Annotated in this window: 13 protein-coding genes; 9 read left to right on the top strand and 4 right to left on the bottom strand. The window is 66.4% G+C overall.

All coding sequences use genetic code 11. The annotated features are described in order from the left end of the window. Positions 1 to 454 precede the first annotated feature (454 nt). Positions 455 to 2,386: an ATP-dependent DNA helicase gene (locus tag A6Q79_RS17675; RefSeq protein WP_286691112.1), complete on the top strand. Its 1,932-nt coding sequence runs from the start codon at positions 455 to 457 to the stop codon at positions 2,384 to 2,386. Between the two features lie 78 nt (positions 2,387 to 2,464). Here the strand turns inward: A6Q79_RS17675 and lexA are convergent, their stop codons facing one another. Then, a complete protein-coding gene (gene lexA / locus A6Q79_RS17670; protein ID WP_083516344.1) occupies positions 2,465 to 3,265 on the bottom strand; it encodes a transcriptional repressor LexA in 801 nt (266 codons plus the stop codon). A 393-nt stretch (positions 3,266 to 3,658) separates the two neighbouring features. On the opposite strand from lexA, the gene A6Q79_RS17665 reads away from it, so the two are divergent. Both A6Q79_RS17665 and A6Q79_RS17660 read left to right on the top strand, forming a co-directional pair. Next, positions 3,659 to 4,018 carry a LysM domain-containing protein gene (locus tag A6Q79_RS17665; RefSeq protein ID WP_067856903.1) on the top strand — a complete coding sequence of 120 codons (360 nt, stop codon included), beginning with the start codon at positions 3,659 to 3,661 and terminating at the stop codon, positions 4,016 to 4,018. A 39-nt stretch (positions 4,019 to 4,057) separates the two neighbouring features. After that, positions 4,058 to 4,774, top strand: a complete 717-nt coding sequence (locus tag A6Q79_RS17660) for a gamma-glutamyl-gamma-aminobutyrate hydrolase family protein (protein ID WP_317698881.1) — start codon at positions 4,058 to 4,060, stop codon at positions 4,772 to 4,774. Positions 4,775 to 4,783: 9 nt separating this feature from the next. On the opposite strand, the gene A6Q79_RS17655 is transcribed toward A6Q79_RS17660, so the two are convergent. Further along, positions 4,784 to 5,194 carry a VOC family protein gene (locus A6Q79_RS17655; RefSeq protein WP_286691110.1) on the bottom strand — a complete coding sequence of 137 codons (411 nt, stop codon included), beginning with the start codon at positions 5,192 to 5,194 and terminating at the stop codon, positions 4,784 to 4,786. Positions 5,195 to 5,556: 362 nt separating this feature from the next. Between A6Q79_RS17655 and nrdR the strand changes: the two genes are divergently transcribed. After that, positions 5,557 to 6,078: a transcriptional regulator NrdR gene (gene nrdR, locus A6Q79_RS17650; RefSeq protein WP_286691109.1), complete on the top strand. Its 522-nt coding sequence runs from the start codon at positions 5,557 to 5,559 to the stop codon at positions 6,076 to 6,078. A gap of 103 nt (positions 6,079 to 6,181) precedes the next feature. Then, the gene (locus tag A6Q79_RS17645) at positions 6,182 to 9,109 is read left to right on the top strand and encodes a vitamin B12-dependent ribonucleotide reductase (protein WP_317698880.1); all 2,928 of its coding nucleotides are present in this window, start codon (positions 6,182 to 6,184) and stop codon (positions 9,107 to 9,109) included. 129 nt (positions 9,110 to 9,238) lie between these two features. Here A6Q79_RS17645 and A6Q79_RS17640 read toward each other — a convergent pair whose 3' ends face one another. Beyond that, the gene (locus A6Q79_RS17640) at positions 9,239 to 10,126 is read right to left on the bottom strand and encodes an HNH endonuclease (RefSeq protein ID WP_286691107.1); all 888 of its coding nucleotides are present in this window, start codon (positions 10,124 to 10,126) and stop codon (positions 9,239 to 9,241) included. 138 nt (positions 10,127 to 10,264) lie between these two features. Here A6Q79_RS17640 and A6Q79_RS17635 point away from each other — a divergent pair, with 138 nt between their 5' ends. Then, complete coding sequence (locus A6Q79_RS17635) at positions 10,265 to 11,947, top strand: DUF262 domain-containing HNH endonuclease family protein (protein ID WP_286691106.1); 1,683 nt, start codon at positions 10,265 to 10,267, stop codon at positions 11,945 to 11,947. Positions 11,948 to 12,263: 316 nt separating this feature from the next. Here the strand turns inward: A6Q79_RS17635 and A6Q79_RS17630 are convergent, their stop codons facing one another. Further along, positions 12,264 to 14,009: a hypothetical protein gene (locus A6Q79_RS17630; RefSeq protein WP_286691105.1), complete on the bottom strand. Its 1,746-nt coding sequence runs from the start codon at positions 14,007 to 14,009 to the stop codon at positions 12,264 to 12,266. Positions 14,010 to 14,239: 230 nt separating this feature from the next. Here A6Q79_RS17630 and A6Q79_RS17625 point away from each other — a divergent pair, with 230 nt between their 5' ends. From A6Q79_RS17625 to drmA, 3 genes are read left to right on the top strand one after another with little or no spacing between them, the layout of a single operon-like run. Continuing rightward, positions 14,240 to 17,305: a DISARM system SNF2-like helicase DrmD gene (locus A6Q79_RS17625; RefSeq protein WP_317698879.1), complete on the top strand. Its 3,066-nt coding sequence runs from the start codon at positions 14,240 to 14,242 to the stop codon at positions 17,303 to 17,305. Then, a complete protein-coding gene (locus A6Q79_RS17620) occupies positions 17,302 to 21,339 on the top strand; it encodes a DNA methyltransferase (protein WP_286691103.1) in 4,038 nt (1,345 codons plus the stop codon). Before A6Q79_RS17625 ends, A6Q79_RS17620 begins: the two co-directional genes overlap by 4 nt. Continuing rightward, the gene (gene drmA, locus A6Q79_RS17615; protein WP_289017637.1) at positions 21,336 to 24,989 is read left to right on the top strand and encodes a DISARM system helicase DrmA; all 3,654 of its coding nucleotides are present in this window, start codon (positions 21,336 to 21,338) and stop codon (positions 24,987 to 24,989) included. Before A6Q79_RS17620 ends, drmA begins: the two co-directional genes overlap by 4 nt. The last annotated feature ends 69 nt before the right edge of the window (positions 24,990 to 25,058 follow it).

Below are 25,058 nucleotides of genomic sequence, written 5' to 3'. Positions count from 1 at the left end.
CTGCTACTCGACCAGCGAACCCACCGCTGGTCGAGTAGTCGGGCTTGGCGAGGAACGAGCCTGAGCCCGACGTATCGAGACCACTCTGGGCCGTCGCTGGGGGTTGGTCCGCGCGGAGCTGTTGCCGGGTGGTCTCGATACGCAGGGACTTCGCAAGCTCGTCCCTGCTACTCGACCAGCGAACCCACCGCTGGTCGAGTGCCTCCACGAGCGTTAGCGAGGGGAGGTGTATCGAGACCACTCTGGGCTTTCGCTGGGAGCCGGCTCGCGCTGGGCCGTTGCCGGGTGGTCTCGATACGCAGCACGACGCTCGTTCCTCGCGCGTGCTGCTACTCGACCAGCGGGAGGTCTCGCCGCTTGACCACGAAAACTCTTCGCAGCGCTCGGGGCGGGCCGACGGCGTCCTGTGGACACCCGACCGACGGTGCGGAGGGGGCCGTCTAGGCTCGCTGGCATGCCTGACAGCCCGAGTGTCCGCGACGTCCTCCACGCCGCGGTCGGGGCGGTCGGGGGCACGGAGCGACCCGGGCAGGTGGCGATGGCGGAGGCGGTCGCGGAGTCGCTGGAGTCCGGGCGCCACCTCCTCGTGCAGGCCGGGACCGGCACCGGCAAGTCGCTCGGGTACCTCGTGCCGTCGCTGCTGCACCGCAAGCGTGTCGTGGTCTCCACGGCCACGCTGGGCCTGCAGCACCAGCTCGTGCAGCGCGACCTTCCCGCCCTGGTGAAGGGTGCGCACGAGGTGCTCGGCACCACACCCAGCTACGCCGTCGTCAAGGGACGCTCGAACTACGCATGCCTGCACCGGGTGCGCGAGGGGGTGCCCGACGACCAGGGCACGCTCGTCGACGTCCCGGAGGGGACGCTCGGTGCCGAGGTGCTCGAGCTGCGCGAGTGGGCCGAGGAGCTCGCCACCCAGCGGGGGAACGGCGACGGGTCGCACGGCGACCGCGAGTCGGCACCCTCGCACACCGACCGTGCGTGGCGGCAGGTCAGTGTCACGCACCGCGAGTGCCTCGGTGCCACGCGGTGCCCGCACGCTGCCGAGTGCTTCGTCGAACTCGCGCGGGAGGCCGCGTCGACGGCCGACGTCGTGGTCACCAACCATGCGCTCCTCGCCATCGACGCCATCGACGGCGTGCCCATGCTCCCGGAGTACGACGCGGTCGTCGTCGACGAGGCGCACGAACTGGCCGCCCGGGTCACCCAGGCAGCGACCGCCGACCTCGACCCGGCCATCGTCGAACGTGCCGCGCGGCGCGGACGGCCCTACACCGACGGCGAGACCGACGACCTCAGCGACGCGGGCGACGCGCTCGCGGCCGCGCTGGCCGGCGTCCAGCCAGGGCGGATCGACCACGTCGTCGACGAGCTGCACGAGGCGCTGGCGCGCGTGCGCGACGCCGCACGCGCCTGCCTGTCGGCGTTCCCTCGCGAGAAGGCGGAGGTCGAGGGTGATGCCGCACGGCAGCAGGCCAAGGCCGGACTGGAGGAGATCCGCCTGGTCGCCGACCGGATGGCGTCCCTGCGCGAGACCGAGGTGCTGTGGATGTCGGACGCTCGCGGACCGGTGCTGCACGTGGCACCCATCGACGTCTCGGGCAGCCTGCGCGACAAGCTGTTCGAGGAGAAGACCGTCGTCCTCACCAGCGCCACGCTGACCGTCGGCGGCGGGTTCGAGCCCGTGGCCGCGTCTGTCGGCCTGTGGCGCGACGATGCTGACCGGTGGACCGGGCTCGACGTCGGCTCGCCGTTCGACTACCGACGTCAGGGCATCCTCTACGTCGCGAAGCACCTGCCTCCGCCTGGACGCGACGGCATCACCGACGCGCAGCTCGACGAGATCGCCGACCTCCTCGAGGCCGCCGGTGGCCGGACCCTCGGGCTGTTCTCCTCACGTCGCGCCGCGGAGGCCGCGGCCGAGGGCGTCCGCACGCGCCTGCCGGGGCGGGAGATCCTCTGCCAGGGCGATGCGCACCTGTCGGAGCTGACGCGCCGGTTCGCCGCCGAGGAGGAGACCAGCCTGTTCGGCACGTTGTCGCTGTGGCAGGGCATCGACCTGCCGGGCGACACCTGTCGGCTGGTTGTCATCGACCGGGTGCCGTTCCCTCGCCCCGACGACCCGCTGATGAGCGCCCGTCAGCGACTGGTCGAGAAGCGGGGCGGCAACGGGTTCATGAGCGTCGCCGCGTCGCATGCAGCGCTGCTCCTCGCCCAGGGTGCGGGACGGCTGATCCGGCGCACCGACGACCGCGGCGTGGTCGCGATCCTCGACCCACGCATCGTCACCGCCAGGTACGGCAGCTTCCTGGCTGCGTCGCTGCCGCCGCTGTGGCGCACGACCGACCGTGCTGCCGTGCTCGGCGCGCTGCAGCGGCTCGACACCTGAGGGCCCCGAGAGCACGCAGACCCCGCACCTCACGGCGCGGGGTCTGCGGGTCGGGCGACGGCGACCAAAGGACAGGGTTCAGAGACGACGCAGGACCGTCGTGACCTTGCCCAGGATCGTGGCGTGGGTGCCGTCGATGGGGGAGTAGTCGTCGTTGTGCGGGAGCAGCCAGACCTGGCCGTCCTTGCGCTGGAACGTCTTGACAGTGGCCTCGCCGTCGAGCATGGCGGCCACGATCTCGCCGTTCTCGGCGACCGGCTGCTGTCGGACGACCACGTAGTCGCCGTCGCAGATCGCGGCGTCGACCATCGAGTCGCCGCGCACCTCGAGCAGGAACAGCGTGCCGTCACCGACGAGCGTGCGGGGGAGCGGGAAGATCTCCTCGACCTGCTCCTCGGCGAGGATCGGCCCGCCGGCGGCGATCCGCCCGACCATGGGCACGTACGTGGCCTCGGGGCGCTGGTCGCCGAATCCCGTCTCGTCGACGAGGGAGTCGTCGGCCGAGCTGAGCGTCCGTCGGGCCTTGACGACCTCGGGCAGGAAGATCTCGATCGCGCGGGGACGGTTGGGGTCGCGCTTGACGTAGCCGAGGCGCTCCAGCACCCGCAGCTGGTGCGCCACGGACGACGTGCTGGCCAGTCCGACGGCGCCGCCGATCTCACGCATGCTCGGCGGGTAGCCGCGCTGCTCGATCTGGTCGCGCATGAAGTGGAGGATCTTCTGCTGGCGTCCGGTGAGACCGGTCATCTCGTCGACCGGTCCGTCGGGGAGCTCGCGCACGGAGTTGCGTGAGCCCTTCGGGCGGCCGCGGCGCGGGGCCTCGCTGGACGGGTCGACAGCGTCGTCGGCTGGGTCGTCGGCTGGGGTGTCGTCGCTCATGGGGACCACGCTAGACCTCGGGAAGGACGTTTACAAACACATGTTCGACAGCGTGTCGCCGTTCGAACAAGACCCTCCACGGGGCTCCTCGCGGGTGCGCTCGAGCTTGAAAACGGTGGCAGGGACGGGTGTCATCGGTCACGATCGAACATTTCTTCGCATGACTTCTGCCTGGAATCGCAGTGGTGACCGGGCAGAGATCGACATCCTGTTCGACAGGGGGCTGCTTTTGTCGGCACCTTCCCCTACAGTCGTACACGTGTTCGATCGAACATCTGTTCGCCGGATTCGCTGAGCAACCGCCCGCGGAGGACCGACGTTCGAATGACATCGGCAGGCGTTCGATCGACACACCAGACCTCGCACGATCCTCTTCCTTCCCCGGAGGCCCCCATGAGCACCATCTCGATCACCACGTACGACCGTCGCAGCCTGCGTCGTCCCGCCGTTGCCGCTCCTGTCCGGCTGACCCGCCGTGGTCGCCTGGTGCTGGTGCTCGCGGTCATCGCCGCGCTCGCCGTGGGTGCGGTCGTGCTCGGCTCCTCCACGGTCGCCACCGACGAGGCCGGCGCCGTGCCCGCCACGCGCGTCGTCACCGTCCAGGAGGGGCAGACCCTCTGGCAGATCGCCGCCGAGGCCAACCCCGAGGGCGACGTGCGCGACACGGTCGACGACATCATGCGCATGAACTCCCTGCCGAGCGCCGGTGACCTGCAGCTCGGCTCCGACCTGGCGGTCCCGGTCTACCAGTGACCCGGCCGTCCGGCCCCGCGCGTCGGGCACCATGGGGGCATGGCTCCCGGACCTGACGCGCACCCCCTGGTCGTCCACGTCGTCGCAGATGCGACCGACCGCGACGGCGGGCACGTGCTGGAGCGGCTCGAGGAGCGCGGCGCCGAGATCGACTGGCTCGACCGCGACGACCTTCCGCCGCACTGGGACGCCAACGGCGTCGACCTGCTGCTCCTGCTCGGTTCGGAGCGCTCCGCGCACGACCCGCGGTGGGAGTCGGTCGTCGAGCAGGAGTCCGACATGGTCCGCGTCGCCGTCGGCACCGGGACGCCCGTGATGGCGATCTGCTACGGCGCCCAGCTCGCGGCACGAGCCCTCGGCGGCACGTCGTACCGCGGCGACGGAGCCGAGGCCGGCTGGAAGCGCATCGACACGATCGACGAGGTGCTCTGCCCGGAGGGCCCGTGGGCGCAGTTCCACCAGGACGTGCTGGCCCCGCCGCCGACCTCGACCGTCCTCGGCCACTCCTGGTTCGGGCCGCAGTGCTTCGTGGACGAGGCCTTCGGCGGGCGGGTCATCGCCTGGCAGTTCCACCCCGAGGTCACGACGGCGACGTTCGCCCGCTGGGTCGACGAGGACGCCGCGCTCGTGCGCGCGGAGGGCTCGTCGCCGGCCGAGCTCAAGCGCCAGGCGCTCGCCAATGCCGTGCGGAGCCGTCAGGCCGCGCACGACCTCGTCGACGCGGCGCTGGCGTACCTGCGCGTCCGGACCTCCTAGGCGTCCGGGTCAGGACGTCGTGACGTTGAACAGCCAGGCCACGCCGAACTTGTCGTTCAGCAGGCCGAACTCGTCGCCCCATGGCGCGGGCGCCAGCGGCACCACGACCTCGGCGCCGTCGCTGAGCGCGGTGAAGTAGTCGCGTAGGCGCTCGTCGTCGCCCGTGAGCGCGATGTTGATGGCGGTGCCCATCGCGGGGTCGTCGCCACCCGGTGGCGTGTCGGAGGCCATGATGTCCAGCCCGGCGTCGGACACGAGGTGGCCGTGCATGACCAGGTCGGCCCGCTCGGGGTCGTCGCTCATGCCGTAGTCGCCGAAGGTGGCGATCGTCAGCTCGCCTCCGAGGACGGAGTGGTAGAACTCCAGCGCCGCGCGCGACTGGTCGCGGAAGTTGAGGTACGGGTTCAGGCGGATCGTCATGGACCCATCCTGCTCGCTCCTGTTCCGAGATGGAACAGAACGGCTGGATCCGCTGACGAGACGTCCCGCGACACGCGCTCCGGGGCGCCGTGCAGGAGGAGTCGTAGCGCCCTGACCTGCGCAAATGCGACCCCTGCGAATTTGTCGGAGCAGATCGGTTGACTGGCTTGCACGACCTTGTGCCGAGGCGTACCGTAGCCACTACATCTAGTGATTACACCGATGTAGTTCTCCACATCTAGTCCCACAGAGAACGATGAGTTACCCACAGGAATGACGGGGAATCCACCGGGAATCCCCAGATCCGTCCCCAGGTCGGTCGGCCCCGACCGACCCGATCAGCCCACCGAGAGGAGAGCACGATGAACTGTCCCTTCTGCAAGGACGGCGACACCCGCGTGCTCGACTCGCGCGTGGCCGACGACGGCGGCGCCATCCGCCGACGGCGCGTCTGTGGGAACTGCCAGAAGCGGTTCACGACCATCGAGCAGATGCAGCTCACCGTGCTCAAGCGCTCCGGCGCCACCGAGCCGTTCAACCGCGAGAAGGCCGTCGCGGGTGTCCGCAAGGCGTGCAAGGGTCGCCCCGTCTCCGACGACGACCTCGCACGTCTCGGCCAGCAGGTCGAGGACGCGCTGCGCGAGAGCGGGGCGGCGGAGATCGCCGCCGACGAGGTGGGGCTGGCCATCCTCGAGCCGCTCAAGTGTCTCGACGAGGTCGCCTACCTGCGGTTCGCGAGCGTGTACAAGGCGTTCGACTCCGTCGACGACTTCGCGACCGAGATCGCCGAGCTCATGGCTCGCGCGGCCGACGGGGAGCTCGCCGAGCACACGGCCCACCGTGACGAGCCCCGTGAGCACGACAGCACCACGCAGCACCCCTGAACCACTGCTCGTCCCGCGGGACGAGCGGACGCACCACAGCAGCACGGCCTGAGCCTCGGGCCCACCTTTTACACACCCTCAGCGAGACCACAGGAGCAATCTCATGACGGAGACGGTCGACGGATCGACGAGCCGGGCACAGTCCGGGCGCGCGCGTGCACGGAAGGCCAAGGGCCTGTCCATCGAGCGCGTGTACACCACCGAGGGCGTGCACCCCTACGACGCCGTGACGTGGGAGCGTCGCGACGTCGTGCAGACCAACTGGAAGACCGGCGAGACCGTCTTCGAGCAGCGTGGCGTGGAGTTCCCCGACTTCTGGAGCGTGAACGCGTCCACCATCGTCACCACCAAGTACTTCCGTGGTGCCGTCGGCTCGCCCGAGCGTGAGCAGAGCCTGCGCCAGCTGCTCGACCGCGTCGTGCTCACCTACACGAAGGCGGGCAAGGAGCACGGCTACTTCGCCACCGACGCCGACGCCGAGGTCTTCGAGCACGAGCTGACCCACATGCTCCTGCACCAGGTCTTCAGCTTCAACAGCCCCGTCTGGTTCAACGTCGGCACGTCGAGCCCGCAGCAGGTCAGCGCCTGCTTCATCCTCGCCGTCGACGACTCGATGGACTCGATCCTCAACTGGTACCGCGAGGAGGGTCTGATCTTCAAGGGTGGGTCGGGCGCCGGCCTCAACCTCTCGCGCATCCGTTCGTCCAAGGAGCTGCTCCGCTCCTCCGGCGGCACCGCGTCCGGTCCGGTCTCCTTCATGCGCGGCGCCGACGCGTCCGCCGGCACCATCAAGTCCGGCGGCGCCACGCGTCGTGCGGCCAAGATGGTCGTCCTCGACGTCGACCACCCGGACATCGTCGAGTTCGTCGAGACCAAGGAGCGCGAGGAGGAGAAGATCCGCGTGCTCCGCGACGCGGGCTTCGACATGGACCTCGGTGGCGAGGACATCACCAGCGTCCAGTACCAGAACGCCAACAACTCGATCCGCGTCGACGACGCGTTCATGCGTGCCGTCGAGGAGGGCACCTCCTACGGCCTGCGCGCCCGCACGAGCGGCGAGGTCATCGAGGAGATCGACGCGAAGGAGCTGTGGGGCAAGGTCGCGAAGGCCGCGTGGGCCTGCGCCGACCCGGGCATCCAGTACGACTCGACGATCAACGACTGGCACACGACGCCGGAGACGGGCCGCATCACCGCGTCCAACCCGTGCTCGGAGTACATGCACCTCGACAACTCCAGCTGCAACCTCGCCAGCCTGAACCTGCTCAAGTTCCTCTCCGAGGACGGCACGACGTTCGACGTCGAGCGGTTCGTCAAGAGCGTCGAGCTGATCATCACGGCGATGGACATCTCGATCTGCTTCGCCGACTTCCCGACCGAGGCGATCGGCGAGACCACGAAGGCCTACCGTCAGCTCGGCATCGGCTACGCCAACCTCGGCGCGATGCTGATGGCCTCGGGCCTGGCGTACGACTCCGACGGCGGCCGTGCGCTGGCCGCGTCGATCACGTCGCTGATGACCGGCGTGTCCTACCGTCGCTCGGCCGAGCTGGCCGGTGTCGTCGGCGCGTACGACGGCTACCAGCAGAACGCCGCCCCGCACACGCGGGTCATGCGCAAGCACCTCGCCGCCAACGACGACATCCGCACGATGCACTCGATGGACATCGCCGTGCAGCGTGAGGCCACCAAGCAGTGGGCCGACAACCTGAAGATCGGCGAGAAGAACGGCTGGCGCAACGCCCAGGCGTCCGTACTCGCCCCGACCGGCACCATCGGCTTCATGATGGACTGCGACACGACGGGCATCGAGCCCGACTTCTCGCTGGTCAAGTTCAAGAAGCTCGGCGGTGGCGGCTCGATGCAGGTCGTCAACCAGACGGTCCCGGTCGCGCTCAAGAAGCTCGGCTACACGGGCGAGACCATCGAGGCGATCATGGAGTACATCGCCGAGAAGGGTCACGTCGTCGACGCCCCCGGCCTGAAGACCGAGCACTACGAGGTCTTCGACTGCGCCGTCGGTGACCGCGCGATCAAGCCGATGGGCCACGTGCGGATGATGGCAGCGGCCCAGCCGTTCCTGTCCGGCGCGATCTCCAAGACGGTCAACATGCCGGAGACGTCCACGGTCGAGGAGATCGCCGACGTCTACTTCCAGGGTTGGAAGCTCGGCCTGAAGGCGCTCGCCGTCTACCGCGACAACTGCAAGGTCGGCCAGCCGCTGTCCTCGCAGAAGAGCCAGGACGACAAGACGTCGGCCAGCGCGACCGCCGAGGCGACCCCCGAGGTCAAGACGGTCGTCGTCGAGAAGCCGATCCGTCGCCGTCTGCCGAAGTCGCGTCAGTCGATCACGACGTCGTTCAGCGTCGGCGGCGCCGAGGGCTACATGACTTCGGGCGCCCACGAGAACGGCGAGCTGGGCGAGCTGTTCCTGAAGCTCGGCAAGCAGGGCTCGACCCTGGCCGGCGTGATGGACGCCTTCTCGATCGCGGTCTCGATCGGCCTGCAGTACGGCGTGCCGCTGGAGACGTTCGTGCAGAAGTTCACGAACCTCAAGTTCGAGCCGGCGGGTCTGACGGACGACTCCGACGTCCGCATGGCGCAGTCGATCATGGACTACGTCTTCCGCCGTCTGGCGCTGGACTACATCGACTACGAGACGCGGTCGGCGCTGGGCATCCACTCGGCCGAGGAGCGTCAGCGCTACCTCGACACGGGCAGCCACCAGCCGATCAGCAAGGGTTCGACGGCTGCAGAGCTTGTCGAGACCCAGCCGGAGACCCTGAAGGAGGCCGCGACCGCCGAGGCCGCGACCACCGCCGAGGTCCCCGCGGACGTCTCCGCGGAGCAGGCTCAGGCCGACACGGCCAAGCCCGCCCCGAAGGCGGCGCACACGTCGGCCGAGCTCCTCGAGGTCATCACCGGCTCCGCCGTCGACTCGCCCCTGTGCATGACCTGCGGCACCAAGATGCGTCCCGCCGGCTCCTGCCACGTCTGCGAGGGCTGCGGCAGCACCAGCGGCTGCAGCTGACAGTGTTCCGCATTCCTGGCGGGTACCGAGCTATGGGCTCGGTGCCCGCCAGGTCTTGCTTGCAGCCGTTCGGAGGCGGCGAGGCAAAGACGTTCCACGTCAATGCACCACCGAGCGCAGGTTCGGGTGTCAGCCCGTCGCTTGAAAGCGCTCGAAACGAACGGCGAGGCGCTCCGCGTCGGGCCGGTCACCGTGGTTCTTCGGAAGTTTGATGTGACGCCCGTCCATGTGCTGAAGTCCGTACTTCAGCATGGGCCCGTCTACTTCTTCGAGGACCGACGGATTGATCCTGACCTCGAAGTCAGGAGAGACGCCGAGAATGTCACTGTCGTAGGCCGCGTGGTGGATCTTGCACAACGCGAGGCCGTTTTGGACGACCGGTTCGCCGGAGTCCTCCGAATCTCCGATGATGTGCGCTGCGTCCAAGAGCCGGCCGTGGCGCAGAGCGCACACGGCGCACTGGGTTTCGTAGGCGCGGAGTACACGGCCGCGGAACTCGGCTTGGTGCAGGCGCTGCCTCGTGACGCGCGAGATGTAACGGCGTTCGGCTTCCGTCGGGTTGGATGGGTCCGCCAGGAACCGGATGCTCTCATCGAGAGCGAGCAGGAAGTAGCGCTCCTCGATGACGTCAGCTGCCACGTAGACGGGGAAGATCGGAACGTAGATCTTCGGCTCGATCTTCCGCAGGAGGATGATCGGACTACCGAGCTCGTAGGCGCGACGCAGCTTCCTGTTATCGCCGTCGGTCCCGCCTGCGCGGTAGTCGTATCGGAAAAGACTGCCGTCGAGCTCCGCATCTGCATAGGGGCCCGTCGGCGACGACATGACCGTGAGCGTCGCTTCCATCTCTTTCGGGTTCCGGATCCCCCGCGAGTAGTCGATGAGCTTCCAGCTCATATCGGCGACCGGAAGCGCGCTCAATTGCTCTCGGGTCACAGTCCCGGTCTCGGCAGCGGTACGCGCCAATGCGTCCATGATCAGGCGCCGCAGCTCGAGTTCCGCGGATTCTTCGCTCATCGGATGATCATCGCGCAGAGCCGCCGGCGCCGACGCAGAACGTGGGACTTCAGCTATTGGAACGCATGACGTCGCAGCCGCGCGCTGGCACTATGAGCGAAAACCATCGAGCTACCGGAAGGCGCGGGGGAGTCGCAGATGCAGGACAAGATCGAGGCGCACGAGCAACCGTTCCGAAGGATCTTTTCGAGCGACTTCGAGTTCGAGATCCCGGACTATCAGCGGCCGTATCGGTGGGGCAAGGAGCAGGCGCTTCAGCTTCTCGAGGACCTCCAGGAGTGCCTCGAGCGTGGAGACGGCGATGACCCGTACTTCCTCGGCTCGCTGGTACTCGTACGTCGGGAGGGCGCGAAGTACGACGTCATCGACGGGCAGCAGCGCCTGACGACCACGACCATCCTCTTCGCGGTGCTGCGCGATCTCGCTACCGGGAGGTTGAAGGACGATTTGGCAGACCGGGTCCTCGAACCGGGCAGCGAGCTCGACGACATCGAGCCCAGCCCCCGACTGAGACTGAGAGAGCAGGACGCTGTCTTCTTTCGCCAGTACGTGCAGTCGTCGGACCAGATTGAGCTGCTGATCGGTCTCAGCGACAACGCCGCGGAGAGCGAGTCGCAGCGCGCCATCCGGGACAATGCGAGGGCGCTCCGGTCCCGGCTGCTCGACTGGTCGCCCGAGAAGCGCAAATCTCTTGCGACGTTGATGAGCTCGCGTACATATCTGGTTGTCGTCATCACGCCCACCCTGGACAGTGCCTACCGCATCTTCAGCGTAATGAACGCACGAGGCCTGGACCTGACGCCGGCGGACATCTTCAAGTCGACGATCATCGGCGGGCTGTCGCCCGCGGACCGGTCCGGGTACTCGGCGAGGTGGGAAGAATCGGAGGAAGCGCTGGGTAGCGGGAACTTCACCGAGCTCTTCCGCGACATCCGGACGATCGAGTCGGAGGAACGTGCGAAGCGCGAGCTGCTCGAGGAGTTTCCGAAACAGGTCCTGGACTCGTACAAGAACTCTGCCCGAGAGAAGGACTTCGTCGACGACTTGCTCCTCCCGTACGCGCGAGCCTTCGAGCACACGATGGAGCGGGACTTCGGCCCGGGCGACGAGTGGATCCCGGTGAACCGGTGGCTGAAGCGTCTCGCGATGATCGACAACAAGGACTGGCGGCCGTGCGCGTTGTGGGGCCTGGTGCATCACGCCGACGATGCGGCCTTCCTGACGGCCTTCCTCGAGCTTCTGGAACGTCTTGCAGCCAGCATCCTCCTTCGCGAGGCTTACGCGACTCCCCGCATCGGTCGATATCTCGAGCTCCTCAAGCAGCTCAAGCGTGGCGACGGCTTGTCGGCCAAGGCCTTCGAGCTGACTCCCGAGGAGAAGCGGCAATCGCTGGAAGCTTTGAACGGTGAGATCTACCAGATGCAGCCACGACGATCCCGTTACGTCCTGCTGCGTCTCGACGAGCTGGTGGCGCGAGACCCGGGGGTGACCTACAACCACCGAATCATCTCGATCGAGCACGTGCTACCGCAAACGCCGGACGCGGCCAGCCGATGGATGCAGGACTTCACGGAAGAAGAGCGCAAGAAGCACACGCACCGCCTGGGCAATCTCGTGCTGTTGAACCATCGCAAGAACAGTCAGGCGAACAACTACGACTTCGACGTCAAGAAATCCAAGTACTTCACCATGAACGACGGTTCGGCTGTCTTTGCGCTGACGACGCAAGTCGTGAGCGCTCCCATGTGGACTCCCGACATCGTTGAGAAACGCCAGAGGAACCTCGTTGATCTGCTAGCTAGCGAGTGGCGACTGCGCTGATGATCACGCGGCCTGATCCCGACTCCCGATGCAGCGAGAGGCAGCGCCTGACCGCCGAAAGCGCCGGAGCGATTGACGAGGCACGTTTGGTCCGCGTCGACCGCCACTAGCGCGCCAGCGATGTTCCATTGTTCGACGCTCTGGGGTGGAGCTGGCGACAACTTGCAGAGGGGAGGCGCTCCCCACGCCACGGCAGAGGTCGGTCGCCGCCCTCAGGGACTCGACGCTCCAGGACGCGGCTCTGCTGCCGGGGTTCGACGGTGTCGACGCGACTTACGAAGCGGTGGACGAGTCCGAACCCGCCCTTCTGTAGATGTCACGGCTCGAGCCCCTCTGGCGCAAGGCCCTCCTTCGACAACCACCGAAGGCCTGCAGAGAGCGCCTTGGACTTTGCGTGGAGTTCCTTCACAAGTGCGGCGTCCTTGTCCGTCACTCCGCGATGACGGGCCTTCTCCCGCTCCACTTCGCCATGCATCGTCGCGAGGGCCTGCCAGTGGCGCAGATCGACGAGTCTCCCCGAGTCGTCGCGCAGACCGATCTCCCGCTTGGCTCGAGCCAGGGCCAGCTGCCTGATGACTTCTGTTTGGAATTCCGCGAGAGACGACTCCCGTGCAAGCACCCCGGCAGCAGCCGCCATACCTCCCGCCGAGACCAGCGTTCCAGACAGCACGAGCCCTCCGACCATCCCGCCCGGCCCGAAAGCGGCAAGCGCTGTCGTGAGAGCGGCCGCACCTGCGAGCGCGCCACCACCGAGCGCGATGCCCACGCCGGGTATCGCCATGACGGCGATGCCGGCACCGATCAGGCCGACTCGCTTCCAGGTCTCTGAGGGCGCGACCGCGGACCGAGCCGACCGGATGGACTCCGCGATGTGCCTGCCGTGCGAAGTGGACCGTCCGAGCTCGGACCAGATCCGCGGCACCGTCCTCAGAGAGGCATCCTCGGTGTCGATCTCGTACGGCGCGATGAGATTCGAGGTGGCGCAGGTGACGACGGCGGAGAGTTGCTCGGAACGGACCGATTCGGCGTCACCGTTTGCGCCGAAGAACGCCGTGCGCCAGACATCCGAACGCGTGTCGATCAGCGCTGCCGGGATCGACTTGTGGTGGCTTCGCCGTTTGGCGATGAGCATCTCCCGCACCTGGCTCTCGACGTCGATTCGAGCAGCTTGGTATCGGGGACGGACAGATCCCTTGAGCTCGTCCCCCGTCATGGAGCTGAACCTCAGGGCGAACAGCACCTGGAGCTCTGCAGCGTTGGGGCGGGTATCGATCGCGGAGCCACTCGACAGGGGACCGGTATCGGGCTTCTCCAGCGAGTCCGAGAGCGCCGCGCGGACCACGTCGTTCCGCAGGTACTGGTGCACACCGTGGGTGGCCGTTGGAAGCTTGACGACGAGGTCGAGCGCCTCAGGGTGGGCAGCGCCGCTCAGACCACCCACCCCGACGAGGTCGGTCGAGCCGATCATGTTGACCCAGGCGCCGACGCGACCGAATGGGAACTTCTCGCCCAGCAGCTGTGCGCCGTCGAGTGCGCGGAACTTGGGGAGTCCGAGGGGGCTTCCCAACGTCAGCAGGCGCGAGACGTGGATCCTGTCGGGAAGGTGGTTCATCAGATCGATGGCGATCACCGATCCGAGGCTGTGAGCGACGATGACGACCTCGTGCTCGTCCTTCAGGACGGTGATGAGTCGATTGCGGATCGCGATGCGGGAGGGCTCCGACTTCAGGTAGTGCTTGGCATCCGCCACGGCGTTGATGCCGATGTCGCCCCCGAGCGGGAAGCGCAGGACCTGGCGCGGCAGTGACGGCAGAAGGCGCTCCAGCCGAGCGATCTCCCGGAAGTAGGCGGTGCGATGGACCGCAGCGTTCTCGGGATCGTGCCTTGTCTTGTGCTTGATCGGGCGGACGTCAGCCGGGGTCGTGCGCAGCAGGTCGACGTATGACGGTGTGAGCACTCGTGACACAGGCAGATTCGGACCCAGTGCCGCCGACAGATCCTCGTGGAAGTCGCTTCTGAGGTTCCGTTCACCCACGCCGTGCAGGTAGATCACCGAGACCACGATCCGTACCTCGCCTTCGCTTCTACCCTTGTTGCGGCTGGAACCGTGTCGCGGTCGCAGCAGGACGGAACGATAACCCGCGTCGTGCCGACATTCTTCGGTTTCACGTGGCTCGGCTCTTGGGCGTGACGACATCTTGCACACCCGGAAGTTCAGAATGACTCGATCGAGCCATGCTCGCCGGCGAAAATACCACTGGAGTGGCCCTTCCTCCGTCTAGGGTCGTGCACGTGAGCGGGGGAATCGACACGGCAGAGACAGCAGTCCGGACCCCTGGCACCGATGTGCCGGACATCGGTCAGATCGTCACAGTGCGCGGGTCCAACTGGGCGGTCGTCGACGTGCAGCAGCAGGGCCTGGGACGGAGCACCGCCGACGATGCCGCCGCGCAACTCCAGCACGCCGTGACCCTCCAATCCGTGCAGGAGGACCGCCTCGGACACGAACTGCGAGTCGTGTGGGAGCTGGAGCAGGGCAGAAGTGCGCTCGCGCACAGAGGGCTCCCCGAGAAGATCGACGCCGGCAAGTTCGACGACCCGAACCGCCTCGCAGCCTTCATCGACGCTCTGCGGTGGGGTGCGATCACGAGTGCCGACGACGGCACCGTCCAAGCCCCGTTCCGCAGCGGAGCCAACGTCGAGCCCTACCAGCTCACGCCGCTCAAGCGAGCTTTGGCCAGCCCGCGTGCGAATCTCTTGCTGGCCGACGACGTAGGTCTGGGCAAGACCATCGAGGCAGGCCTGGTGATCCAAGAGCTCCTCCTGCGGCACCGCGCGCGCACGGTGATCGTGGTGTGTCCTGCCGGCTTGGTCTTCAAATGGCAGGACGAGATGCAGGAGAAGTTCGGGCTCGACTTCACCGTCGTCAACTCGGACACGATGAAGGCAGTACGCCGATCCCACGGCGTGCACGCGAACCCGTTCACTCTCTTCCCACGGATCATCGTCTCGATGGCCTGGTTGCCGGGACAGCGTGCCCAGCGCCAGTTGCGGGATGCGTTCGCCGGCAGCACCCATCGGTTCGCCTTCGACATCCTCGTCGTCGATGAGGCACACCACGTTGCCCCGAGCAGTCCCGTGCGCGCAGACAAGGTAGGGCAGGAGCGTCGCGGCTACGCGGTCGATTCGCAGCGCACCCGCGCCGTCCGCGAGATCGCAGAGCGCTCAGAACACCGACTCTTCCTCAGCGCCACCCCGCACAACGGATACACGGAGTCCTTCACGGCTCTGCTCGAGATGATCGATCCGCAGCGTTTCGTCCGTGGCAACAAGATCGACCCGGCTGCCCTTGAGGAGGTCGCTGTCCGCCGCCTCAAACGAGACCTCAAAATGGCGAAGGGCTTTGTCGATCGCAAGGTCAGGCAGCTGCCCTACACTTCGGCCGCTGATGAGTCGACGGCATACGACCGACTGCTCGCCTTCACCCAGCGTCGGGACAAGTCGGTCGCGGCAGGCGGCGGGAACAGGTCGGCCCGCGACATGGCGACGCTGCTGCTGAAGAAGCGCTTCTTCTCCTCACCGGTGGCGTTCGCCGAGCTGGACGCCCTCCGCGAAGCAAAGAACTCGCTGCCGCCGCTCACGGACGCTGACATCGAGGACCTCGACTGGTTCAGCGACTGGGGTCACCGCTTCGAAGGCCGACCCGACTCCCGTCTCAAAGCACTGCTCACCTACATCGAGGGCACCCTTCGTTCGCACGGCGACTGGAACAACGAGCGCCTGGTGGTCTTCACCGAGTACGTCGACACTCTCCGCTGGATCCGTGACATCCTCCGCCAACATGGTTTCGAAGACGAGCGCATCGAGATCATCGAAGGCAGCACAGATGCTGAGACCCGTGAACTCATCCGCGCTCGATTCAACGAGAGCCCGACCAAGACCCCCGTCCGGATCCTCTTGGCGACCGATGCAGCAGGAGAGGGGATCGACCTCCAGAACCACTGCCACCGACTTGTCAACTTCGACATCCCCTTCAACCCGAACCGCCTCGAGCAGCGGATCGGCCGCGTAGACCGGTATGGGCAGACCAAAGCCCCTGACATTCGCCACTTCGCGCCGGTCATCGGAGGCGACACGGCCCTCAGCAAGGACGTCGATCTGCTCGCGCGAGTCGCGCTCAAGATCGACCAGATCATGCGAGACCTGGGCTCGGCGAATGAGATCATCGCCCCCGATCTGCAGCGGCAGTTCGGCGGCCATGTGATCAAGAGCCGTCGAGCCCAGGCGGAGAAGGACCCGATCGCCGGCATGATGAGCGGCGAGAAGGTGCTCAACGCCGAGTTGGCCCGCCTGGAGCAGAACCTCGCCGAGAGTCGTGAGCGGCTTCACCTGCGCCCCGAGAACCTCCAGCGCGTCGTCGAGACTGCGTTCGAGCTCAACCACCTCCCGCCGCTCAAACTGGTCGGTTCTGAAGACACCGACGTGCCCGTGTTCCAGCTGCCGAACCTCGACAACTCCTGGGAGCAGGTCACGCGAGGCCTCTACGCACGGCTCGATCAGAATAAGCCCCGGCCGATCGCGTTCGATCCCAAAGTGCTGACCCAGGACGCGAACGTTGTCTACATGCACCTCGGATCGCCGCTCCTCCAGCGCGCCACTCGACGGCTCCGCTCAGCGCTGTGGGGCGGTGACCGCTCATTGGAGCGGGTTACCGCGACGGTCGTCCCGGGGCTCGAGGAGTCGTACGCCGTCGCGGTCACCCGACTCGTTCTGGTCGGTCGCGCCGGCCTGCGTCTGCATGAGGAGGTGTTCCTAGCAGGCACGCGGCTCGCCCGCCGACAAGCGGTGGGCGAACAGCGTGCGGAGGAGCTCTTGGAGTCGGCACTCGACCACGCAGATCTCGAGACTGTTCCGGCGCATATCGCGGCGCAGATCGCGGCCGCCTGGAACACCGCTGGAGACCAAGGACTCCGTGCCCGCGTCCAGCAGGCGGTCGAGGACCGCGCCCAGCGGCGCCGGAGGGAGGTCGAAGGCCACCTCGCCGAACGCAAGGCAACAGACCGGTCCCGCGTGAACGAGATTTTCGACCGGTTCGAGCAGACCCTGCGTGACGCGCTCCGGGAGGCGGAAGCGCTCGAAGGCGATCCCCAGCTCGGCCTCTTCGACGACGAGCGTCGCCAGAGTGAACGCGACCTTCGAGAGATCCGGCGGCGCATCGACGCGCTGGACGAGGAACGGGAGCGCGAACTCGCTGCCGTCGAGGCCCGCTACGACGACATCCGCACCTGGGAGTTCCCCGCAGCAGTGATCTTCGCCCTCGCCGCGCGCGACTTGGAGAACGGATTGGCGATTCGATGAGGCAGCGCACGAGCAAGAGCTCCGACGTCCACAGCGACTGGCTCGCCCAGGTCGACGTCGACGGGCCGTTCCTCGCCTACCCCGTGCTCAAGGACATGTGGCCGAACGGGGTGGATCGCCTTGGAGACACCGACGACCGCCTGGTCACGTTCAAGCAGGCCTACGCTCAGTGGCAGCGGTCCTTCGATCGGTACGTCGAGCAACCCAAGACTCCGGAGTCGAAGAGCACCTACGACTCGGTTCGCCGCGCCTGGATCGACGTGGTGCTCGACGACATCGCCGAGTGGGACGAGTTGCGCACGGAATCGGACGTGACGGTTCGATCACCTGGCGAGCAGATCACAGTAACAGCGACTGGCGCGCTTGAGGGCCGGGACGGCAACCCCGCGGCACTACTCCTGATCTGCGAGCCGACGTCCGGGCTGCGCGACGCCGGCCTCGACGGATGGGCAGCCAACGACATCGACCGTCTCGCGATCTTGCTGCGAAAGGCAGAGGTCGAGGTCGGCATCGTCACCGATGGCCAGTGGTGGGCGTTGGTCTGGGCGAAGGAAGGCAAGCCGACCGGTTCGGGCATGGTGAACGCGATGACATGGGCCGAGGAGCCCTTGCTGCGCGACGCCTTCTTCACCTTGATCAACCAGCGGCGCTTTCGCGCCACCGACGCCGAACAGCGCCTGACCCGACTCTTCGAGCGGAGTGAGCTTGAGGCGGAGGAGATCACCGAGGCTCTGGGCACCCAGGTCCGCCGCTCCGTAGAACTGTTGGTCCAGGCTTTCTCCGAGGCTCGGCTCAAGGCAGCTAAGGCCGGTGACCCTGATCCGCTCACCGAGAAGCCCGACGACATCTATCAAGCCGCCGTCACGGTGATGATGCGCATCGTGTTCCTACTCTTCGCCGAGGAACGCGACATGCTCCCAACCGAGCAGCTCTATTGGGACTCCTACGCCATCAGAGACCTCCTCGACGACCTCTGTGCCCAGGCCGCAGGCGGAGAGGAGCACCTCGACGAGACCTTCGATGCGTGGCACCGACTCCTTGCCGTCAGCCAAGCGCTGCACGGGGGAGTCAACTACGACGAGATGCGCATGCCCGCCTACGGTGGCTCGCTCCTGGACCCGGAGCGCTTCCCATGGCTGCACGCCACTGACGCCCACGGGCTCCGCCTCAAGGTCTCCGACCGCGTCATGCTGCACGTGCTCAAGTCCGTCCAGACCGTCATCGCCAAGGGCGAACGACGCCGGATCTCCTTCCGCGAGATCGACGTCGAGCAGATCGGTTACATCTACGAGGGCCTCCTCGGGTACTCCTGTGCCGAGGTGACTGACGACATCATCCTCGGTCTCGTCGGCAAGGACGGTGCAGAGCCGGAGATTCCGCTCAGCACCATCAACGACCTCTACGACGAGCACGATGGTGACTCCAAGAAGCTCGCCACTGCCTTGGCTGCCTGGGTCAAGGAGCAGCAGCCAGCCGCAACCGGCAAGACCGCCACAGCGTTGGCCAAGCTCGTCGAGAAGGAGCCGACCGGCGAGGAGCGCGCTGAGCTAGTGCGGCTACTGACGCCAGTGGCCGACGGGGACACCGATCTGCTGGACACCTTGGTGAGCTGGGGCAACCTGATCCGCCGCGACCTGCGCAACATCCCACTCGTCTTCCCGCGCGGCGGCCTCGTCGTGATCGAGACGCCGTCAAGGAAGAACGCAGGAGCGCACTACACGCCGCGCTCGCTGGCGGAAGAGGTCGTCCTCCATGCGCTGCGGCCCCTCGTCTACGAGCCGGGACCGTTGCAGACCAACGACGAGGCCAAATGGCGACTTAAGACGTCGTCGGCGATCCTCGACCTCAAGGTCGCCGACATCGCCGCTGGCTCCGGCGCATTCTTGGTAGCCGCGGCGCGATACCTCTCGGAACGTCTCATCGAGGCGTGGATCGCTGAAGGCATGCTCGACGAGGCTGCTTCGGCAGACGCAGAGGAACTCGGCCGCCGCGCGATGAGAGAGGTGATCGCCCGCTGTCTCTACGGCGCCGACATCAACCCGATGGCGGTCGAGATGTGCAAACTCTCGCTGTGGTTGATCTCCATGGACAAGACCAAGCCCTTCTCCTTCGTGGACGACAAGATCTTCTGCGGCAACTCACTGCTTGGCCTGACCTCTCTCGACCAGCTGCGCTACCTCCACGTCGCCCCAACACCGTCGACGATGCAGCAGCAACTCCTGGTCGACATTGATGCCAAGATCGCTACGGCCAACCAGGTGCGGCACGACCTAGCCAGCCCGGTCGACCAGATGGACCCGATGCGCTCGTCTCGTGCAAAAGCACGGCTGCTGGGGCAGTTTCACCAGCTGACGGCCGATCTGCGACTAGTTGCAGACGGCATCGTCGCCGCTGGTTTGCCGCTTGGCGGAAAGTTGGGAAGACAGCTTGACGACTCGTTCACGACACTGTCGTGGAACCTCCAGCAGGCTTTCCCTCCCGACGGGTCCTCTGGTGACCGAACGAGACTGCTAGAGCGAGTATCTTCAGGGCTCAGGCCGGCCGTGGAGACTGACTATGAGCGGTGGGAGCCCCTCCATTGGGTGCTGGAGGCGCCAGACGTAATGGTCGAGTACGGGGGGTTCGATGCTGTTATCGGGAACCCGCCATTCCTGGGTGGCAAGAAGATCACTGGGGCGATGGGCGTTCCGATGCGTGAATGGTTCGTGCACCAGCTCGCCGGTGGTGTCACTGGCAACGCGGATCTTGTTTCCTACTTCATTCTGCGTGCTTCCGGACTGCTCACATCCGCCGGGGTCCTCGGACTCATCGCTACTAACTCAGTAGCGCAGGGAGACTCGCGGAAGGTCGGTCTTGACCAACTGGTGGCGCGCGAGTTCCAGATCTTCAGGGCAGTGCAGAGCAAGCCGTGGCCATCCGAAAGTGCAAGTCTGGAGTACGCGGCGATCTGGGGTACCTATGGCGATGTGTCGCCACACGCTGAGCGAGTTGCCGATGGCGTTGCGGTGCCCCACATCTCAGCCCTGCTTGAGGGTTCAGCGGGGGTGGAGTCGATGCCGCGGAAACTGGTTGCGCAGACTGGTGTCGCATATCAGGGTTGCGTGATCGTCGGCAAGGGATTCATCGTTGACCTTGAAACCGCACGCGCATGGACCGACCAAGACGCAGGTGTTGCTGCGGTTGTCCGGCCCTTCCTGACGGGCGACGACATCAGCTCTCGTCCCGACTTGTCCGCCTCTCGGGCGGTGATCGACTTCAACGACCGAAGTGAAGAGCAAGCTCGGGCGTTTGGTGTGCCGTTCGCACGTGTTGAGGAGTTGGTGAGGCCGGAGCGCGCCAAGGTCAACCGGAAAGCGCACCGTGAGCGATGGTGGCAGTTCGGTGACAAACGACCAGCGCTGAGGCAGGCCATTGCAGGCATGCAAACAGTCTTGGTAATCGCCAGGACGAGCAGTAACGTAATGCCGGTTCGAGTCTCGGCAGACGTGGTTTTCGGCGACTCGTTGAACGTTTTTGCAACCGACAGCTACGCGGACCAGGCTGCGCTCTCGTCGTCACTCCATCAGCTCTGGGCGATCACTTACGGCGGGACTTTGGAGACAAGGATTCGCTACGTGCCGTCCGATGTATTCGAGACATTTCCCGCGCCATGTGCTACTGAGCGGCTGATGGCCGTCGGCGCGGAGTTCGAAAAGCGCCGGCGCGAGATGATGATCCGTCGCGAACTTTCGCTCACCGCTCTCTACAACCTAGTCCATTCTCCATCGGTCCAGGGCGACGCGGATGTCGATCTGCTTCGTGACATGCATGTCCAGCTTGATCTGGCAACGCTGGCGGCCTACGGGTGGGACGATGTCTCGCCGAATCCTGGCTTCCATACGTACCGTCAGTTGCAGCGCTGGACGGTTTCTCCAGATTCACGCGCGGAAATCCTTGGGCGCTTGCTCGGGTTGAACCATGAACGCGCGCGCGCCGAGGGCCAAGACGTGCCCGGCCGCAGTTCATCGAGTGGACAGGACACACTTTTCGCATGACCGTCAGCGCATCCACCACAGTGCGGTCCGACCTCGTGGCGCTCATCGAACAGGAGCTTCTTGGTCCGCGGAACGGCCCCGAGGAGGAGATCAAGGGGACTCCGCGTGCGGCGTACATGGTCGGTGCTCTCGCGCCGGTCACTATCGACCCGACGCTGGCGGTTGCGGCCGGTCGTGACGAAGGCGCGGATCCCGCCGAATCGGGGCTGGCCGTTACTGACTTGGATCTGATCACCAACGGCCAGTCGGGCGTGCCGGTTCCCACGGATGAGGATCCGGCCGAAGAGGACGAGGAGCGAGATGAGGGCGCGAAGGGCGCGTTGACGCACCCCTCGTCGATGGGGCTCCGATTCCAGGTCCCACGCGAATGCGGAGTCCTCAGTGTGACTGGGTCGTGGGGCCGGTATGGGTCGTTCCGTCAGGAGAACGAGGATGGTCGCAAGGTTCAGTTCTCCCGACGGATCCCGTTCGAGCGCACCGTTGAGATCGATGTACGCGACCACGCGGAGCACGTCGTACTCCCGCCGATGACCCTCGACTCAGATGTCACGCTTCGCGTCGAGCTCTACCCACGCGCCGATCGCACGATCGTCGAGCTTGCGCTCTCGAACGACCGGGTGACGGCACTGGACGCGCCGCCGGGGGACTGGCTCTTCCAAACCAAGCTGAAGGTCGAGGCCAACAGTGGCGACGCGGTGTTCCTCCCGACGCGGGACGTCCTTGCCGACGGCTATGACGAGGTCGACCCCGAGCGTCAGCGGCTCGACCTGCAGTATCGGCATCGCCTGGAGTTCGCGATCGGCCGCACCGCATCGGTGAACTGGGCCGAAGGATTCGATGCCGACGGTGAGTCCCTGCGCCGTGCCACGTCTGTCCAAACGACGTGGCTGCCCACAGCGGACGTTGCACAGACCGTTGCGGGCAGTGCCGGGAAGGCCGAGACGGCTATGCGGGTTCTCATGGAGCTTGATCTGGCCAGCGTGGATGAGGCGTTCATGCCGCTCATCGACGGCTACCGAGAATGGCTCGACAAACAGTCTGCGCTCGCTGAGCACTTGCCCAGCCACCTGACCGAGATCGCTGATGAAGCGATTGCGGAGGCGGGTTTGGTCGTCACCCGGCTCGAGTCTGGGCTTGAGCTTCTCAAGACGAACTCTCAAGCGCTCGAGGCGTTCCGCTTCATGAATCGCACGATGCGTGACCAGCGGATGCGTTACCAGGTCGCCGCCAAGCGCTCGGAGCGGGCGACGTTGACGATCGAGGACGCCGTCGCCGAAGTGGAGAAGGCTGGCGACGCCGCAGCGTCGTGGCGTCCGTTCCAGCTCGCGTTCATCCTGCTCCAATTGCCGGCGCTCACCGATCCGACCGATGGCTTCCGCAGCGGTCCCGCCGCCAACGTGGAGCTGTTGTTCTTCCCAACCGGTGGCGGCAAGACCGAGGCGTACCTCGGCCTTGCGGCCTTCGCCTTCGCGATCCGCCGCCTTCAGGGCGTCGTCGAGACCGACGACGGACCACTGGATGGTGGCGACGGCGTCGCGGTCCTCATGCGCTACACGCTCCGGCTTCTCACCTCCCAACAGTTCCAACGTGCGGCGGCGCTCGTCTGCGCAGCGGAGCTGATGCGTCAGGCCGATCCGGCCACATGGGGGGAACGCCCGTTCAGCATCGGCTTGTGGGTGGGCTCAGCGGTCAGTCCCAAGCGCTACACCGACGCGAAGCAGCAGGTCGAGACCGCTCGGCAGGACACCGGCAAGACGCATGGGCTGACGGTGCTCCAACTTCAGCGCTGTCCATGGTGCGGATCCAAGATCGACCCGAAGCGCGACCTGCGCACCGTCGGAGCCACCGAGCGGATCGAGGTTCGCTGTGGTGACCGCAAGGGTCACTGCCCGTTCTCGCTCGACGGTGACGCCGGGCCTCTGCCGATCACGACAGTCGACGACGAGCTCTACCGAAACCCGCCCTCGTTCCTCCTCGCGACCGTGGACAAGTTCGCCCGGCTCGCCCGCGAGGGTGAAGCAGCCAGCCTCTTCGGCTACGTCTCTGAATACTGCCCTCGCCACGGGTACCGGCACCCGGACTCACGCGGAAGCTGCACGGGCAAGTCCCACAACCACAAGGACGAGGGCGGCAGGGCCTACCCGCCTGTCCAGGTCGCGAAGGTGGGCCGCCTGCGGCCGCCGGATCTGATCATCCAAGACGAGCTGCACCTCATCACGGGTGCGCTCGGCACGGCCGTCGGCGTCTTCGAGAACGCCGTCGACGTCCTCTCCTCCTACGAGCGGGACGGCACGACCGTTCGCCCCCTCGTGGTTGCATCCACGGCGACAGTGCGCAACGCCCTCAACCAGGTCACCGCGCTCTACGGTCGGGGAGTCGCGGTGTTCCCGCCACAGGTGCTCGACGTTCGCGACACATTCTTCTCCAAGGAGAAGGCGGTGTCGGACGAGGATCCTGGGCGCAAGTACCTCGGCGTGTGTGCCCACGGCATCCGGCTGACGCTGGCCGAGATCCGTATGTCCGAGGTGCTTCTCCTCGCCGGCCAGAAGCTTCTCGATCAACACGGCGATGCGGCGGACCCGTACATGACGACGGTCGGCTACTTCTCCGCGACCCGTGAGCTGGCAGGTATGCGGCGCTACCTCGATGACGACGTCACCACCCGCGTCGCCGGCAACACCGAACCGTTCCCTCGCCGTACGACCGACTGGACCCGGCTGTCGATCGGTGAGCTCACCGCACGGATCTCGGCAGAGGAGATCGCCAAGACGCTCGACCACCTCGCGGTGCCCTTCGGCGACCGCTGGACCACTCGCGGAAAGGCCGCCTACGGCAAGGCATACCAAGCAGCGATCGAGGCCAAGCAGGCACCACCGAAGTCCCCGCCGCGCCCCTACGACGTCGTACTCGCGACATCGATGCTCCAGGTCGGGGTCGACGTTCCACGGCTTGGCCTGATGCTGGTCGTGGGGCAACCGAAGAACACCGCCGAATACATCCAGGCGTCCTCTCGCGTCGGCCGCGATGCCCGCAAGCCTGGCCTCGTGGTGTCGTTGGCGAACTGGTCGCGCCCTCGCGACATGTCCCACTTCGAGTCGTTCCGGCACTACCACGACACGTTCTACGCCCAGGTCGAAGCCTTGAGCGTCACGCCGTTCTCGGACACCGCCATGGAGCGCGGATTGATGGGCATGCTGGTCAGCGCGATACGGGTTGCGGACGAAGGACAGCCCGCGTCACTGTCGCCGGCGGATGGTGCCGGTGAGGTCCTCAGCAAGCTTCCCGCAGCCCAGAAGCTCATCGATAGGTTGATCGCACGCGCAGCGCCCGCGGCACCTGATTCACAGACGCTCGAGCGGATGCGCCAGAAGCTGCTCCAACGCGTTGACCGGTGGTACGACAAGGCCAAGGAGTACGGCGGTGCGCTCGTCTACGAGCGTCCGCGGAAGGGCCATGTCGAGTGGCCGCTTCTGATCAGCCCTGAGACGACCGTGCCGACACCGGCCGATCGCGTGTTCGTCGTAGCCAACTCCATGCGCGAGGTGCAGCCGGAGTTCAACCTCTTGGTCAGCCCCGCCCCAGCCAATCTCGCGTTCAAAGAGCCGGCCACAGCTCCAGACTGGGACTTCCCGAAGGGAGATGACGCATGAGCGAGACATCTCTTGACGCCGACGCCTCCGATCAGGGTCTTGCGCCCGTGACGATCGGTCTCGCCGAAC

Source organism: Aeromicrobium sp. REDSEA-S32_B7 (genome assembly GCF_001626145.1).
Lineage (GTDB): Bacteria > Actinomycetota > Actinomycetes > Propionibacteriales > Nocardioidaceae > Aeromicrobium > Aeromicrobium erythreum.
The sequence above is the reverse complement of the archived record's forward strand: the minus strand, read 5'-3'. Positions and strand labels throughout refer to the sequence as shown.

Excerpts from the sequence above, each read along its gene's own strand:
- A6Q79_RS17675 (WP_286691112.1), top strand. The coding sequence starts at position 455 with ATGCCTGACAGCCCGAGTGTCCGCGACGTCCTCCACGCCGCGGTCGGG.
- lexA (WP_083516344.1), bottom strand. The coding sequence starts at position 3,265 with ATGAGCGACGACACCCCAGCCGACGACCCAGCCGACGACGCTGTCGAC.
- A6Q79_RS17665 (WP_067856903.1), top strand. The coding sequence starts at position 3,659 with ATGAGCACCATCTCGATCACCACGTACGACCGTCGCAGCCTGCGTCGT.
- A6Q79_RS17660 (WP_317698881.1), top strand. The coding sequence starts at position 4,058 with ATGGCTCCCGGACCTGACGCGCACCCCCTGGTCGTCCACGTCGTCGCA.
- A6Q79_RS17655 (WP_286691110.1), bottom strand. The coding sequence starts at position 5,194 with ATGACGATCCGCCTGAACCCGTACCTCAACTTCCGCGACCAGTCGCGC.
- nrdR (WP_286691109.1), top strand. The coding sequence starts at position 5,557 with ATGAACTGTCCCTTCTGCAAGGACGGCGACACCCGCGTGCTCGACTCG.
- A6Q79_RS17645 (WP_317698880.1), top strand. The coding sequence starts at position 6,182 with ATGACGGAGACGGTCGACGGATCGACGAGCCGGGCACAGTCCGGGCGC.
- A6Q79_RS17640 (WP_286691107.1), bottom strand. The coding sequence starts at position 10,126 with ATGAGCGAAGAATCCGCGGAACTCGAGCTGCGGCGCCTGATCATGGAC.
- A6Q79_RS17635 (WP_286691106.1), top strand. The coding sequence starts at position 10,265 with ATGCAGGACAAGATCGAGGCGCACGAGCAACCGTTCCGAAGGATCTTT.
- A6Q79_RS17620 (WP_286691103.1), top strand. The coding sequence starts at position 17,302 with ATGAGGCAGCGCACGAGCAAGAGCTCCGACGTCCACAGCGACTGGCTC.
- drmA (WP_289017637.1), top strand. The coding sequence starts at position 21,336 with ATGACCGTCAGCGCATCCACCACAGTGCGGTCCGACCTCGTGGCGCTC.